The sequence below is a fragment of the Colwellia sp. BRX8-5 genome, assembly GCF_014077325.1.
Classification (GTDB): domain Bacteria; phylum Pseudomonadota; class Gammaproteobacteria; order Enterobacterales; family Alteromonadaceae; genus Colwellia_A.
The window spans coordinates 264,802-279,771 of record NZ_JACGVR010000003.1; the positions used below are offsets into that span (position 1 = coordinate 264,802).

Annotated in this window: 13 protein-coding genes and 1 tRNA gene; 6 read left to right on the forward strand and 8 right to left on the reverse strand. The window is 38.9% G+C overall.

Annotation, left to right across the window (positions count from 1 at the left end; all coding sequences use genetic code 11):
• A complete protein-coding gene (gene ccmI / locus H4J62_RS03915; protein ID WP_182218282.1) occupies positions 1–1,266 on the forward strand; it encodes a c-type cytochrome biogenesis protein CcmI in 1,266 nt (421 codons plus the stop codon).
• Positions 1,267–1,388: 122 nt separating this feature from the next.
• Positions 1,389–2,417 (forward strand): ferrochelatase, encoded by a 1,029-nt coding sequence (gene hemH / locus H4J62_RS03920; protein WP_182218280.1) that lies wholly within the window; start codon positions 1,389–1,391, stop codon positions 2,415–2,417.
• A 423-nt stretch (positions 2,418–2,840) separates the two neighbouring features.
• Here hemH and H4J62_RS03925 read toward each other — a convergent pair whose 3' ends face one another.
• The 4 genes from H4J62_RS03925 to pepA form a co-directional block, all read right to left on the reverse strand.
• Positions 2,841–3,050, reverse strand: coding sequence for a cold-shock protein (locus H4J62_RS03925; RefSeq protein ID WP_070375833.1), 210 nt, complete (start codon positions 3,048–3,050; stop codon positions 2,841–2,843).
• A 373-nt stretch (positions 3,051–3,423) separates the two neighbouring features.
• Positions 3,424–6,306, reverse strand: coding sequence for a valine--tRNA ligase (locus tag H4J62_RS03930; protein ID WP_182218278.1), 2,883 nt, complete (start codon positions 6,304–6,306; stop codon positions 3,424–3,426).
• A gap of 21 nt (positions 6,307–6,327) precedes the next feature.
• On the reverse strand, positions 6,328–6,798 hold the full coding sequence (locus tag H4J62_RS03935; protein ID WP_182172566.1) for a DNA polymerase III subunit chi: 471 nt from the start codon (positions 6,796–6,798) through the stop codon (positions 6,328–6,330).
• Positions 6,799–6,835: 37 nt separating this feature from the next.
• The gene (pepA, locus tag H4J62_RS03940) at positions 6,836–8,344 is read right to left on the reverse strand and encodes a leucyl aminopeptidase (protein ID WP_182218272.1); all 1,509 of its coding nucleotides are present in this window, start codon (positions 8,342–8,344) and stop codon (positions 6,836–6,838) included.
• A gap of 241 nt (positions 8,345–8,585) precedes the next feature.
• On the opposite strand from pepA, the gene lptF reads away from it, so the two are divergent.
• Entirely contained in the window at positions 8,586–9,731 is a 1,146-nt protein-coding gene (gene lptF / locus H4J62_RS03945; protein ID WP_182218270.1) for an LPS export ABC transporter permease LptF, read from the forward strand.
• The gene (lptG, locus tag H4J62_RS03950) at positions 9,731–10,798 is read left to right on the forward strand and encodes an LPS export ABC transporter permease LptG (protein ID WP_220467880.1); all 1,068 of its coding nucleotides are present in this window, start codon (positions 9,731–9,733) and stop codon (positions 10,796–10,798) included. Before lptF ends, lptG begins: the two co-directional genes overlap by 1 nt.
• A 100-nt stretch (positions 10,799–10,898) precedes the next feature.
• Here the strand turns inward: lptG and H4J62_RS03955 are convergent, their stop codons facing one another.
• The gene (locus tag H4J62_RS03955) at positions 10,899–11,399 is read right to left on the reverse strand and encodes an RDD family protein (RefSeq protein ID WP_182218268.1); all 501 of its coding nucleotides are present in this window, start codon (positions 11,397–11,399) and stop codon (positions 10,899–10,901) included.
• A gap of 186 nt (positions 11,400–11,585) precedes the next feature.
• Positions 11,586–12,347: an ice-binding family protein gene (locus H4J62_RS03960; RefSeq protein WP_182218267.1), complete on the reverse strand. Its 762-nt coding sequence runs from the start codon at positions 12,345–12,347 to the stop codon at positions 11,586–11,588.
• 443 nt (positions 12,348–12,790) lie between these two features.
• On the opposite strand from H4J62_RS03960, the gene H4J62_RS03965 reads away from it, so the two are divergent.
• A tRNA-Leu gene (locus tag H4J62_RS03965) sits at positions 12,791–12,875 on the forward strand.
• A gap of 125 nt (positions 12,876–13,000) precedes the next feature.
• Positions 13,001–13,279: a peptidylprolyl isomerase PpiC gene (ppiC, locus tag H4J62_RS03970; RefSeq protein ID WP_070375841.1), complete on the forward strand. Its 279-nt coding sequence runs from the start codon at positions 13,001–13,003 to the stop codon at positions 13,277–13,279.
• A gap of 255 nt (positions 13,280–13,534) precedes the next feature.
• Here the strand turns inward: ppiC and H4J62_RS03975 are convergent, their stop codons facing one another.
• Both H4J62_RS03975 and H4J62_RS03980 read right to left on the reverse strand, forming a co-directional pair.
• The gene (locus tag H4J62_RS03975; protein ID WP_182218265.1) at positions 13,535–14,149 is read right to left on the reverse strand and encodes a hypothetical protein; all 615 of its coding nucleotides are present in this window, start codon (positions 14,147–14,149) and stop codon (positions 13,535–13,537) included.
• Between the two features lie 78 nt (positions 14,150–14,227).
• Complete coding sequence (locus H4J62_RS03980) at positions 14,228–14,917, reverse strand: hypothetical protein (RefSeq protein WP_182218264.1); 690 nt, start codon at positions 14,915–14,917, stop codon at positions 14,228–14,230.
• Between the last annotated feature and the right edge of the window lie 53 nt (positions 14,918–14,970).

Consider the following 14,970-nt stretch of genomic DNA (forward strand, 5'->3'; position numbering starts at 1 on the left):
ATGGAATTAATCTTTATCATTATTGTCTTTTTATTGCTGGTTTTAGCAGTAGTGTGGGCACCATTTATTAAACAACACCAAAACAACATCTCGATTGATGATACTCAGCGTGACGAAACTAATGTGCGCTTATATCACGAACATAAAGCTGAGATAGAAAAAGACTTTCAGCAAAATAATATTGATGATGAAAATTACCAATATTTATTAACAGAGCTCGATAATACTTTATTGCAAGATATGGAAAATCAAGATCTTGCAGATAAAACGCCACAAGACACTAAAGTATTAGCTATGGCTTGGCCTGTTGGCTTGTCTGTTTTTATTTTAGCTTTTAGTTTTTATCTATATGCTGAAATAGGCACTTATGAAAAATTGACAACAATGACGCCTCAAGAACCAATGCAGCAATCGGCTAATGCGGAACAACAAACTATTAATGAATTAAAACGCTTAATGGATGTCACTAAAACCGAACCAGACAACTCAGATGCTTGGTACGCTTTAGGTCAATCTTTAGTCACCGTCGGTGAATTTGACAGTGCAGTAAAAGCTTATGACCAAGTCTTACGCATTGAAGGCCCGCAAGCCGATGTGTTTGGTGCTAAAGCCCAAGCGATTTACTATAAGAACGAACAACAAATTGATGCAAGGGTGCAAGGATTTATTGATCAGGCTTTAACGATAGACCCGAGTGATCCTTCCACAAATATATTACTCGGTATGCATAGTTTTACTGCTGGTAAGTATCAAGTGGCTATTTCTCATTGGCAACGTGTTGTTGATTCAGATAAAAAGAATGTCAATAAGCAAGCATTGCTTGAAGTTATTGATGAAGCGAAAAAGCGTATAGCCCAACCCAATATGACCGACGATGCTAACAGTCAAATCGAACCAAGTATTGCTGGTCCCAAGCTAACGGTTAACGTTACATTAAGCGATGAAATACAAACCTTGCTGTCAGTGGGTGATGATAAAACGGTTTTCATTTATGCTATATCTGCAGATACTTCTCGGGGGCGTATGCCTCTTGCCGCCGTTAAATTAGTCGCGAGTGATTTACCCATAACCATAGTACTTAATGATGCAAGTGCAATGACGCCACAAGCTAAGTTGAGTGATGTCGATGTGGTACACATTTATGCAGTCGTTTCTGCTTCAGGCGGCGCTGGTATTAAATCAGGTGATTTCAAAGCTGAACTTAACAATGTGCCAGTAACGACTACAGAGCAATTGAATTTAGTCATTAGTAATATCGTTCCATAATTTAAATATAGTATGGGTTTGAGCCTTTTAACACATCAGATGAACTGATTCTTGTTTGGTGTGTTAGGGTAAGCTTACCCGTTGTCTTTCTGTCGTCATTTAAAAAATAGAGTATCGAATTCATGCCTAAATTTAGTGGACGTTTTCACGGCCGTACCAAAGAAATACATAATAAAACGGCTAAAGTTGGTGTTTTACTCACCAATCTTGGCACACCTGAAGCGCCTACTGCATCAGCTTTGAGACGCTACTTAGGCGAGTTTTTATCTGATCCTCGGGTCGTTGAAATACCTCGACTTATTTGGTTAATGATCTTGCATGGCATTATTTTAAGGGTTCGGCCTAAAAAATCAGCAAAGCTCTATGAAAGTATTTGGACACCATCAGGCTCACCTTTATTAGTTATTAGCCAACAGCAAAAAGACGAAGTCGCTAAAGTTCTCACTGAGAAATATGGTGATGATGTCAGAGTTGAGTTGGCAATGCGTTATGGTAAGCCTACAATCGATGATGCTTTAGACAGATTACAACTTGCAGGAGTCAGTAAGATAATTACTTTACCTCTGTATCCTCAGTATGCAGGTCCAACGGTTGGTTCTACTTTCGATGCGGTCGTTAATAAAATTAAATCGTGGCGTTGGATCCCAAGTTTAAGTTTTATTAGTGGTTATCATGACAACCCTAAATACATAGCGGCCCTTGCGCAAAGTGTAAATAAGCATATTGCCGAACATGGTAAGCCGGATAAGTTAGTATTATCTTTTCATGGTATGCCTAAGTATTTCTTAGAGCAGGGTGACCCTTATTATTGTTGTTGTGCAAAGACAACGCGTTTATTAATGGAAGCGTTAGCCTTTACCGAGGATGATTTTGTGATGACCTTTCAGTCACGCTTTGGTAAAGCAGAGTGGTTACAACCTTATACCGATGTAACGCTTGTTGATCTTGCTGCTGATAATAAGCATGTCGCTATTATTAGCCCAGCATTTAGTGCTGATTGTTTAGAAACTTTAGAAGAGTTAGTGCACGAAAACCGAGATATGTTTATTGGTGCTGGTGGTGAAACGTATCATTATATTCCAGCTTTAAATACCGATGAAATGCATATTGATGCGATTGTAGATATCATTTCTGCAGAGATAACTCACTAACTAAAATAAGGCACCGTATTTTATAGCCTTGCTGATACCTTTCACGGGTGTTTCCGCTGCGCTATTTAATAACGGTGTCACTATTGTAAACCTCCCTTCATTAGCTCACTTCTTTTTATTAATTAACAAACACTATGGCTGCGCCAATAAGTTCTTTTAAAACGCGATTCATCGGCCCAGCCGTACAAATTAACTCATAGCAATAAGAACACATACTCTTGTTCAATCACTGATGCGTTTTTGATGATCTTTAGTAATGACTTTGTTAATGGCTTTGATAGCAACGGGGTGTTTGAAGGTATGTGGGTTCTTTAAAAAACGTGGTGGGTTGAATTTTAGTATAAAAAAAAGCGCAACAATTTTCATTGTTCCGCTTTTTTTATTCGGATCCTAAGATCCTTTAATAACTACAATAAGTCGTTATTAAGAAGCAATTACGTTTTCAGCTTCAGGACCTTTTTGTCCTTGCTTGATAGTAAAAGTAACAGCTTGGCCGTCAGTTAGTGTACGGAAACCGTCACCAGAGATAGCGCTGAAGTGAACAAAAACGTCAGGTCCGTTATCTTGCTCGATGAAACCGAATCCTTTAGATTCGTTAAAAAATTTTACTTTACCAGTTACTGAATCAGACATGTCAACATTTCCCGTAGGTCATTAATTAAAAAATAGTAATAAGTGGATTATCCACTATGAAATATACGGAGTAAATGCTCTCTACCTATAAAAGTACAGACAGAGAAAGGTTTCCAATAACACAAACTAGTAGCGTCTGAGGTTAATCAATAATCGACCTTGTTAAATTAAGGTAAATAGTTGAAATATCCTTCTCCCGAAACGCAAAAACTCAACGCGAAAGTATGTTAGCACAATATTTTCTTGAAATCCTATAAAAATCTTAAGATTTGATGACTTTTTTATGACATAAAAAAGCCAGCTAAGATGCTGGCTTTATTAGATATTTATGATTGAGAATCATTATTATTATCAATCATAAGATAAACAACGCTTACAACGCCGAAATTTGTACTATTTGTTCAGCAAGCTTGGCTAAGGCCGATTCGGTATCAGTTAACTTGGTCTTTTCTTTGTTGATAACTTCTTCAGGAGCTTTACCAACAAACTTTTCATTGCTTAATTTCCCACGGGTTCTCTCAGCGTCTTTCTCTAGTTTATCGACCGCTTTTGTTAAACGGGCTAGCTCAGCTTCTTTATCAATTAATCCCGCCATTGGGATTAATACTGATAAATCACCAACAACAGCAGTAGCAGACAGGGGTGCATTGTCCTTGTCTGTTAATACCGTAATACTTTCAAGTTTAGCTAAGGCACTTAAAAACTGTTGATTTTCATCTAAGCGACGTTGGTCGTTAGCATTAACATTTTTAAGTAGTACCGGTAATTCTTTACTGGGTGAAATATCCATTTCGCCGCGAATATTACGTATAGCAACAATAAACTGTTTAACCCACTCTAAATCACCAATAGCCGTCTGGTCACATTGGCTTTCATCAAACTGTGGAAAGCGCTGGACCATAATACTGGCGTTTTCATTACCTTTGTTATCAGCAACAAAGTTACTTAATGGCACAACACGTTGCCAAATTGTTTCAGTGATAAATGGCATAATAGGATGCATCAAGCGTAATAAGCTTTCGAGCACAGTCACTAAGGTATGACGAGTACCACGTTGCTGTGCTTCGCTACCTTTAAACAATACTGGTTTTGTTAACTCTAAGTACCAATCACAAAATTGGTTCCAGGTGAACTCGTATAGTGCTTGTGAAGCTAAATCGAAACGAAAGGCTTCAAAAGATTCATGGACAGTTTTTACGGTTTGCTGGAATTGACCTAATATCCAACGGTCAGCTAATGAAAACTCCATTTCACCTTGTTGACCATTAACGACTTTACCGCAGTCTTGCTCTTCGGTATTCATTAACACGTAACGACTCGCATTCCATAATTTATTACAGAAATTACGGTAACCGTCTAAGCGTTTCATGTCCCAGGTAATGTCACGGCCTGTTGATGCAACTGAGGTTAAGGTAAAGCGTAATGCGTCAGTACCATGAGCTTCAATACCTGCTGGGTATTCTTTCTTGGTTAGCTTAGCTATTTTTGCCGCCAATTTTGGCTGCATCATGTTGCCGGTGCGTTTTTCTAATAACTCATCAAGGGCAATGCCATCAATCATATCAAGAGGATCGACAACGTTGCCTTTTGATTTACTCATCTTATCGCCATTTTCATCGCGAATAAGACCGGTAACATAGACTTTTTTGAACGGTACTTGTGGTTGGCCATTTTCATCTTTAATGAAATGCATGGTCATCATGATCATGCGGGCAACCCAGAAGAAAATAATGTCAAAGCCGGTGACAAGCACATCAGTTGAATGGAATTTTTTAAGATCTTCCATATTGCTTGGCCAGCCTAAGGTAGAAAACGTCCATAATGCTGATGAAAACCAAGTGTCGAGTACATCATCGTCTTGCTTTAAAACAAAATCTGCCGCTAACGTGTATTTAGCACGCACTTCAGCTTCGGTTCTACCGACATAAACACCACCATCTTCATCGTACCAGGCTGGAATTCTATGTCCCCACCAAAGCTGACGAGAAATACACCAGTCTTGAATGTCACGCATCCAAGCGTTGTACATATTTTCATACTGTTTAGGCACAAATTCAATTTGACCCGTTGCTACCGCGTCAACGGCAGGGCCCACTAAAGGTGCGGTGCGAACATACCATTGGTCGGTTAATAAGGGTTCAATAATCACGCCTGAGCGATCACCATAGGGCGCGACCAAATCATGATCTTTTACTTCAACAAGTAAACCTAACTCATCAAATTTAGCGACAATGGCTTTGCGAGCAACAAAACGGTCCATTCCTGCAAATTCACTTGGTAATTCAGTGCTGTAGGCATCAGAATGCTCGCCGTTATTTTTATAAACTTCAGCGCTTGCTAAAATAGCAGCATTTTTATCTAAAATATTGATTAATGGCAAATTATGACGTTTACCGACTTCATTATCGTTAAAGTCATGTGCAGGTGTGATTTTCACACAACCTGAACCTTTGGTCATATCAGCATGGTCATCACCAACAATAGGGATTAAACGATTAACTAAAGGTAATAAAATATGTTTGCCGATCAGATCTTTATAACGGTCATCTTTAGGGTTTACCGCGACACCGGTATCACCTAAAACAGTTTCTGGTCGAGTTGTCGCTACCACTAAGTAGTCTTTACCTTCAGCGGTTTTAACGCCATCAGCCAAAGGATAGCGTAAGTACCACATGTGACCTTTTTTATCTTTGTTCTCAACTTCTAAATCAGAAATAGCGGTATGGAATTTTGGATCCCAGTTAACTAAGCGTTTACCACGATAAATTAAGTCGTCTTCAAATAAGCGAACAAAAACTTCTTGCACCGCTTCAGACATGCCATCATCCATAGTAAAACGTTCGCGAGACCAATCAATAGAGTTACCCAAACGGCGCATTTGCTTGCCAATCGTGCCTCCAGACTCGTCTTTCCATTCCCATACTTTATCAATAAAAGCTTCACGACCGTAATCGTGACGAGTTTTATCTTCTTCGGCAGCAATTTTACGTTCTACCACCATTTGTGTGGCAATACCCGCATGGTCCATTCCGGTTTGCCATAAAGTATTTTTACCTTGCATACGTTGATAACGAATTAAGGTATCCATAATAGTTTGTTGGAACGCGTGTCCCATATGCAAACTACCGGTAACGTTTGGTGGTGGTATAGCGATGCTATAGCCATCTCCTTCACCTGTTGGGCTAAAATAACCTTGCTCTTCCCAACTTTGATAAAGAGACTGTTCGATTTCTGAAGGATTGAATGTTTTTTCCATGGGGATGACTACTTAACTTGATTAAAGTGCATTAATTGACTGTGACGGTTGTGGCGCGGTTTGATTATCCACTTGAAATCCCCATTGACGATAGCCTTTATAGCGCTCTCGAGCTTGTTGTTTGAGGGTTTCATCACTGGGTACAAAGTCAATAATGTGTGAAAACTGATTAGCAAAGTGAGGCACTGTGCTGGTTAAATTTATTAAAATAGCGCGTCGGTTAGTGGGTGGTTGCCAACTAATTTCAACGGCAGCGCCATTTTTAGGGCCTTCGCCCGGTAAATTGTGAGGAACAAAACTGTCAGGTTCAAAGGCCCAAAGCAGTTCATCTAACTGGTGAGCTGTTTGCTGATCAGCGCAGTAAATAAACACCCGCTGATTTTGGCGATAAAAATTAGCAGCCTGCAAACAAGCATGAGCATGTGACTGTTCAGCCACCGCTTCATGCTTTGCATCTTCTTCAAGCAAATAAAACATTACTTGTGTTTGCATGTTTGCGTTGTTCCTTTTATTTCTTTTTAGTCTAGAGTTATTCGCTTTGCTCTGCGCCAGCACGATTCAATAAAAATTGAGTCAATAAGCTTACCGGACGACCAGTAGAGCCTTTATCTTTGCCACCGCTGCGCCAGGCCGTACCAGCAATATCAAGATGTGCCCAGTGGTACTTTTTAGTGAAACGCGCTAAGAAGCAGGCAGCCGTAATAGTACCTGCGCCTTTGCCACCTAAATTGGTAAAGTCAGCAAATGGGCTTTCTAATTGTTCTTGATATTCTTCCCATAACGGTAAACGCCATGCGCGGTCACCACTTTGTTCAGAAGCATTTAACAACTCATGTGCTAATGGGTTGTGCGTACTCAACAGGCCTGATGCATGTTTACCTAAGGCAACCACACAGGCACCGGTAAGGGTTGCTACATCGATAACAAGTTCAGGATCAAAGCGTTCAACATACGTCAGCGCGTCACATAAAACCAAGCGACCTTCTGCATCGGTATTTAATACTTCAACTGTTTGTCCTGACATCGTCGTTAAAATATCACCAGGGCGATAAGCATCGCCACCGGGCATATTTTCACAACCGGCTAAAACACCAATAACGTTAATCGGCAACTGTAATTCTGCTAGGGCGTGCATAGCACCTAAAACACCCGCTGCGCCACCCATGTCATATTTCATTTCATCCATGGCTTCGCCAGGCTTTAAAGAAATACCACCGGCATCAAAAGTCACACCTTTACCAACTAAAACTATCGGATTAACATCATCACCAGCACCATTATATTTAATAATACTCATAATTGATTCATTACGTGAAGCTCGGCCAACGGCAAGGTATGAATTCATACCCAATTCTTCCATTTCTTTCTCGCCAACTATTTCGGTGCTGATATTGTCGTAATCGTGCTCTAAAATTTTAGCTTGTTCAGCTAAATAAGCAGGATTACAGATATTTGGCGGCATATTAGCCACATTTTTACAGGTTGTTATACCTTCAGAGACAGCAAGCGCATGAGAAATAGCGCGTTCGCCCATCGGTAACTCTCTACGTGTTGGTACATTAAAAACCATTTTACGTAGAGGTCGGCGTGCTTCAACTTTACGCGTTTTTAATCCGTCAAAGCTGTATAAACAGTCTTGAGTCGCTTCAACGGCTTGGCGTACCTTCCAATAGGTATCGCGACCTTTAACATGAAGTTCTGATAAAAAGCACACAGCTTCCATCGAGCCCGTTTCATTTAACGTACTAATAGTTTTACTGATAATTTGTCGGTATTGACGTTCATCAAGTTCACGTTCTTTACCACAACCGACCAGTAAAACACGTTCGCTTAAGATATTAGGCACGTGATGAAGCAGTAACATTTGCCCTGATTTACCTTCTAAATCACCGCGACGCAATAAGTTACTGATATAGCCTTCACTAATTTCGTCAAGTTGTTCAGCAATCGCTGAAAGACGGCGAGGTTCAAAAACGCCAACGACAATACAGGCGCTACGTTGCTTTTCGGGACTACCACTTTTTACGTTGAACTCCATGAGCTCTCCTAATTCGTACAAAAACAAGCTGTTTTTAAATGAAATTTACGAGTAAACTTGTTTAAATCTATAAATAATCGTTATGCTTACTTTTAAAAGTATTCAGCTACAGGCTATAATTATAGCTTGGTGCAAGCGAATTCCCCTCAGAGCAAAAATTAATATTACTTATGAAAACGACAAGTTTACTTAAAAATAGAGCAGATGTCAGAAAAAAACGATGTTTTTATAGGGAATTCTTATGATTATCTTTCGTTATTTACTTAAAGAAGTCGCTAAAACTCAATTAGCGGTTTTCTTAGTGCTGATGACCATTTTTATTAGTAATAAATTTGTTCGTATTCTTGACGATGCTGCCGAAGGAGGGATCCCCGGACACTTGGTTATGGTCTTTATTGGTTTAAAGATACCTGACTTAGCGGGAATGATTTTACCCTTAAGTTTATTTCTCGGGGTTTTATTGGCTTACGGGCGTATTTATGCCGATAGCGAAATGACAGTATTGCATGCTTGTGGTGTCAGTGAATGGTACGTAGTGCGGGTTACACTGATTTTAAGTTTTGTGACAGCGATATTTACCGGAATTTTTACACTATACCTATCACCTATGGCCTCAGAATATGAGTATCAAGTTAAAGAACAATTAGCCGCAGACTCGGGGTTAAGTTCGCTTATTGCTGGTCGTTTTCAAACGACAGGTAATGAAAAAGCCGTCATTTTTATTCACGATAAAAATCGTAATGACAACACCTTTGAAAAAGTGTTTGTTGCGCAACTTCCTGATAAAAAAGCCACGGATAAAAGTATTATTAATGCCAGTTTAGTTTATGCACAAACCGGACAAGTGATTGAGGAAGAAAGTGGCTCACAGCGTTTAGTCTTGAGTGACGGTACACGTTATCAAAACGATACTAAGAGTAAAGAATTCAAAGAAGTCTTTTTTGATAAGTATTATATCCAAATACAAGATCAAAAAGTGGCGCACAAAAATAGAAAATTAAGGGCTATTCCCACCCAAGATTTGTTTGAGGAAGATACCGCTGCTTTTAGTGCGGAAAGTCATTGGCGCATTGCTTTTCCTATTGCGTGTTTGATCATGACATTAATTGCCGTACCTTTAAGTGTTGTTAATCCTAGGCAAGGTAAATTTGCTAAAATGTTACCGGCATTATTGCTGTTTCTAGGTTATTTCTTGATGCTGACAGCGGTGCGCTCTGGCGTTGAGTCGGGCACAATACCTAAAAACTTAGGTTTATGGCCAGTACACTTTTTTGTGCTGGTGCTCGGCGTAAGTCTGCTTATAAAGGATCGCAGTTTTGGGATGAAAATCAAAGCTAAGCTTCCGCTATTATTTCGCAATTTTACCCGCAAAGGAACATCATCATAATGCGTATATTAGACATGTACATTGGTCGAATTATTGCATCTACAACGCTATTAACGTTATCAGTTTTTGTCAGCCTAAGTGGTATCATTAAGTTTGTTGAAGAAATGAAAACCGTGGGCAAGGGTAACTATGATATTGCGCATGCTGCTTTATTTGTGCTTTATAAAATCCCACCCGATATTGAAATGTTTTTCCCGATGTCAGCACTAATTGGTGGTTTAATCGGTATGGGCATGCTGGCAACAAACAGTGAGCTTGTGGTTATGCAAGCGGCAGGTTTGTCGCGGGTAGACATTATAAAATCAGTGATGAAGTCAGCGACTGTTCTCGTTTTTATCAGCATGGCTGTTGGAGAGTGGTTAGCGCCGGTTGGTGAATTAGCCGCAAGACAGCTTAAAGCACAGGCGATATCAGGCGGAAGCTTAATTTCATCCGCTGATGGAACTTGGGCGAAAGATGGCGATTATTTTGTTCATATTGGTGAAGTAGAAGATAAAGGGAAATTAAACGATGTACAAATATACCGCTTTGATAAATCATTAAAACTATCAAGTTGGTTATCTGCAGATAGTGCTATTTATCAAAAAGATGCTTGGCAGTTACGTGATGTTGTCGATACCCATTTAAGTGAAAACAAAATGGTTACCGAGTCATCGCAGGTAAAAATGTGGACATCGAGTTTGACGCCTGAAAAACTTGGCGTCGTTATGGTTACTCCCGAAGCTTTATCATTACGGGGCTTATCTGAATACTTAAGTTATTTAGAAGAAAACAACCAAGACTCAAGTCGTTACGTTTTAGCTTTTTGGCGTAAAATCGTTCAACCACTAACCGTTGCGGTTATGCTGTTACTTGCCTTGTCTTTTGTTTTTGGACCTTTGCGTTCAGTATCGATGGGGGCAAGAATTATGATGGGAGTAGCAACAGGAATCTTGTTCTTTATTACAAACGAAGTGTTAGGGTCGTTAAGCTTAGTGTATCAGTTGCCTGCGGCTTTTGGCGCGTTAATGCCCAGCTTTATCTTTGTATCATTAGCGTTATATCTAATGAATAAACGGCCCAGTTAACTTTTACTTGCGCGCCTTTTAGTCGATAAATGTGATTAGAGGGCATGATAATCACATTTATCATGCCTCACTTTTATTGCCCCGTATTAGCAGGAGTACTCTACAAACGACCGCGGTTAGCGTCTAACGTTAAAACCACCACTTCTGTATCCGTTAACCTGTCTTGTAAGCTTAATTTGTTTTTACGATCAAAAATCACCGTAAAGTTACCTAAACCTAATAGCGTAGGCAGTAATCTTTTTAGGCCAGTAACCTTATTGATCAAAGTACCATCTTGGTTTTGAACACGTAAACGCCACGCTTTCATCCCTAAGGTTTGACCGGTTTTAGACCAAAACCAAATAAAGAAAAACGACACCCAAGCAAGCTTCCAAAACTCATTTGGCCACTTTAACCAAGCCGTATTGGCAATAGCATCAGAAAAGTGTTCGTACCCCTGTAAGCCGAATAAGCCAAAGTGAAAACCTAAGTACATCAATAGAAATGACATTGCGCCAGCAGTCATATATACCGCAATGGCAATTAAAAGATCATATACCCAGGAAGCTAAGCGGCGGCGAAAACCAGCACGGGGGAAATGTTGAGATGAAATGAAAGTCATAAGTCACGTGAATAATAAATTTTTAACAGTTTATCAAACACAATAGCTAAAGTATAAGAGAGATGATTATTTGTGTTTTTTATCGCTAAAATAGTATTAAAAAACGACATACAAAAATGATAGTAGCATTGAAACTTGCTACCTTTTATATGTCGTTAACGCTATTTGACTGTAGTCACTACGTTGTTATTGAGGAGCTTCTTCATATTGCTCAGTTGGCGCGTTAATCGTGTTTTTTTGCAATGTAACAGCCGTTTGTGCCAATAGTCTCCCGTTAACAGTGGTTCCAGTATTAACAGAAATCAAGGTTTTACTGAGCACGATACCTTCAAAGGATGCATAAGTGCCGAGTGCGGTATAACCTGCGACTTGCCAGAAAATATTTTTGGCTAAAGCGCCACCCGTTAAAGTAACGCGCTTGGCATTTGCCTGATTTAAATTACCTGATATTTGCATGATCCAAACATCATCCATAGTGCCATTAAAAGTAACATCTGTACTGATATTGACGTCTGAAGACCATTTGTAAACACCAGGTGCTAGTGTTAGGCCACCAATTTCACCCGCACCAAGTTCGGTATGATCAGCAGGAACTCTGCCTGCAGCATCATTGTAGGCAATGCCCATATCACTGACTGCTAATCCTAAAAGGTAAGGTGAATTTATTGAGCAGGGCAGTGGACCAGCAGAGTCAACCGTATACATAGCGCCAGTTACTTCATCACAGTTGAGTAAAAGCGCAGCGCCTGTAATTGGGCTAGTGCCGACATTACCGGTAACAGCAGACGGATAAACATCAGTAATTCCAGATTTACTCAATATGGTGAAAGTACCTGCTTCGCCAAGTTCAACCGCATAGGGGCCTGCGGCCATAACATTTCCAGCAAAAATACTTCCCATAATTAAGGGGATAAGTACTTTTTTAGAATTGTTTATTAAGGTTTTCATAATATTTCTCCATATGGAATTGTCAATTTACAGTAAGTAAATTGTTACTAAGCTTTTTCCATAGTTATGTTATATCACACAAGAATGATTTTAGATTGGCATCAAATGACTTGTTTATATATTGCCCCGTGTATTTTGATTAAAATTATTTAAATTTCGATACAATAGCCGATGAAGGCAAGGTTTTTCTTGAGTGTTGCGAGCTATACATAATCGCATTGTTGGAGGGGAACCGTCACCTAAGCATTAATTAAGCCTGTGTTTAATGCTCTAAACTTTCAAATCCCTCCAAATCGACCAAATAATAAACATACACACCAACGATTGATAAAAACTATTGCTTAATAAAGTTATTTTCGTATAATGCCGAACAGATTCATTAACGCACTGGCGTTATTGATAAACAGTTTGAATTTTTGGTAGTTACTACGAAAAATATTTAAGCCGCAGTGGTGGAATTGGTAGACACGCCGGATTCAAAATCCGGTTTCGAAAGAAGTGACGGTTCAAGTCCGTCCTGCGGTACCATAATATGAAAGCCCTGATTCGAAAGAGTCGGGGCTTTTTGTTTTCCGAAAGATAATATTCAAATAGATTAGTCATGATCCGCTATAATATGCGTGTTTATTAGACAGTATTAAAAAGGTTTCAATATGGCAGCAACAGCGCATGCACTTCACATCTTGGTTAAACATAAAGAAATTGCAGAAGATATTATTAAGCAGCTAGCTAAAGGAGCTAAGTTTCAAACATTAGCTAAAAAACATTCGTCATGTCCATCGGGTAAAAAAGGGGGCGATTTAGGCGAGTTTAAACGAGGTCAAATGGTACCTCAGTTTGATAAAGTGGCTTTTAGCGGTGCAATATTAGAGCCCCATCTTGTTAAAACTAAATTTGGTTGGCATGTAATTAAAGTGCTTTACCGGACTTAATTTACAACGAGTGATTTTTAATACCACTTCTTTTCAAAATCGCTGCCAAAGAAATTTTTGTTCAAGCCCGACGACTGTATCAAATTTAAAGCCCTGCTTTTCATTAGATGAAGCTATTTATGGAAATTTTGTCTGCAACATCAGCTAGGTCTAACAATGATCGCTGTTTTGATTATAACAGCAGGTTTACTCTATCTTTGCTATCGGTAATAAATAAGTAATGACCTTGATAATAAAATGGTTTATCAATGATGACTAAAACTTAATAGCTAAACCAACTGAAATACTTCCATCAAGCCACAGACCATCTTCTAACAAAGCGTGGCAGATGCTTTCTTGACAAAATAACTGATTATCTTCTTCTATATAACTTGCATAACCTCGAAGCTCTGTAACAAGAGCGATATTCTTTGATAGTTCGTAGCGTGTGCCAAAAGCCATAGTGAGGGAGGGGTAAATTTCGTCTTTACTGTCAGTTTCAAAATAAGTGGCACCGATACCTAGCGAGATGGTCGTCACATAATTTTGCTGTTTAAGCTGAGTAACTCCACTGAAATGCAAGTAGGTAATATCGAAGGAGTGCTCTTGTTGATCTGAACTACTGATAAAATCATGGCTAACAGTGTTAAGTAATATTTGTCCTTGGCCATTAGGTGAATCTTGCCAAGCGATTGCTAATCCATAATTTTTATCATCAGTGACAACCAGGTCTGTGCCGTTTTGGCTATTAATTAGATCAGAACTGAACATTTGCCCGATAAAGGGAGTTATTTCTATATCTCGAGCATGACTTGTAAAAGGTAATAACAATAAAACTGAATTAATAAGTAGGATGCAAATGAGATTTGCTGACTTTAATGACGTTCGCATTTTATGACCTTTTCAATACGGATAAAAACATAAAAGAGTAAAGCTATTATTAGCTGGGTTATTAGACTATTTCAAGCTTTACAATGTTTTTGTAAGCATAGTTGCTTGGTTATTTAATGCGCTCAGTAATTTTTCAAATAACTCAATACCTATGGTTTCACCAGTGTTACCGGTTTCTTTATCAACAATTTCTAATTCAAAACGAGGTAATGTTTTAGTGATTATTGGTGCGTTTTTATGACCTATTAAATTAAGTACTGGCGAATTTACTGTTATTTTAGCCACCTTTAATAAACGTGGCGTCGTTGTAACTTGTTGCTGATTTTTGACACTACTGTCTTTGAGGGTGAATTGATCTATATTTTTTTGCACGGTTAATAGTAGTTGTTTAAAGCTGTCACCATCTTCGCTGTAATAAATTGAAGCACTTAAACCATCGATGGTAATACTCTCGATAAGAATAATATCTTCTTTTAAGCTATCACGATCAACCACTAAATGAATGGCGGCAATACTTAGTGTTGATTTTTCATCGGTCGAAATATTTGATAACTGTGACGGGGCCAACACAAAATTGCTAATGGTTCCTGTTCCCTGATACCCATGGATTGTTACGTTTTCAACCGTTACTTTTTGTTGGCTTAGTTGCGAACCAATATTTTGAAGTTGATTTTTAATATGAAAATTTAAAGAGTCACTGGCTAAAAACCATAGCGCAGCACCACACGATAATAATAAAACAAAAATTATGGCTGCAAATTTGTTCAAGGTTTGATCCTAAGTTGTATAACAAATATTTATTATAACGTACTTTTATTATT

What these genes read in the sequence shown, in the direction of transcription:
- ppiC (WP_070375841.1), top strand. Translation starts at nt 13,001, where the DNA reads ATGGCAGCAACAGCGCATGCACTTCACATCTTGGTTAAACATAAAGAA.
- lptF (WP_182218270.1), top strand. Translation starts at nt 8,586, where the DNA reads ATGATTATCTTTCGTTATTTACTTAAAGAAGTCGCTAAAACTCAATTA.
- H4J62_RS03925 (WP_070375833.1), bottom strand. Translation starts at nt 3,050, where the DNA reads ATGTCTGATTCAGTAACTGGTAAAGTAAAATTTTTTAACGAATCTAAA.
- ccmI (WP_182218282.1), top strand. Translation starts at nt 1, where the DNA reads ATGGAATTAATCTTTATCATTATTGTCTTTTTATTGCTGGTTTTAGCA.
- H4J62_RS03930 (WP_182218278.1), bottom strand. Translation starts at nt 6,306, where the DNA reads ATGGAAAAAACATTCAATCCTTCAGAAATCGAACAGTCTCTTTATCAA.
- H4J62_RS03935 (WP_182172566.1), bottom strand. Translation starts at nt 6,798, where the DNA reads ATGCAAACACAAGTAATGTTTTATTTGCTTGAAGAAGATGCAAAGCAT.
- H4J62_RS03955 (WP_182218268.1), bottom strand. Translation starts at nt 11,399, where the DNA reads ATGACTTTCATTTCATCTCAACATTTCCCCCGTGCTGGTTTTCGCCGC.
- pepA (WP_182218272.1), bottom strand. Translation starts at nt 8,344, where the DNA reads ATGGAGTTCAACGTAAAAAGTGGTAGTCCCGAAAAGCAACGTAGCGCC.
- hemH (WP_182218280.1), top strand. Translation starts at nt 1,389, where the DNA reads ATGCCTAAATTTAGTGGACGTTTTCACGGCCGTACCAAAGAAATACAT.
- H4J62_RS03975 (WP_182218265.1), bottom strand. Translation starts at nt 14,149, where the DNA reads ATGCGAACGTCATTAAAGTCAGCAAATCTCATTTGCATCCTACTTATT.
- H4J62_RS03960 (WP_182218267.1), bottom strand. Translation starts at nt 12,347, where the DNA reads ATGAAAACCTTAATAAACAATTCTAAAAAAGTACTTATCCCCTTAATT.
- lptG (WP_220467880.1), top strand. Translation starts at nt 9,731, where the DNA reads ATGCGTATATTAGACATGTACATTGGTCGAATTATTGCATCTACAACG.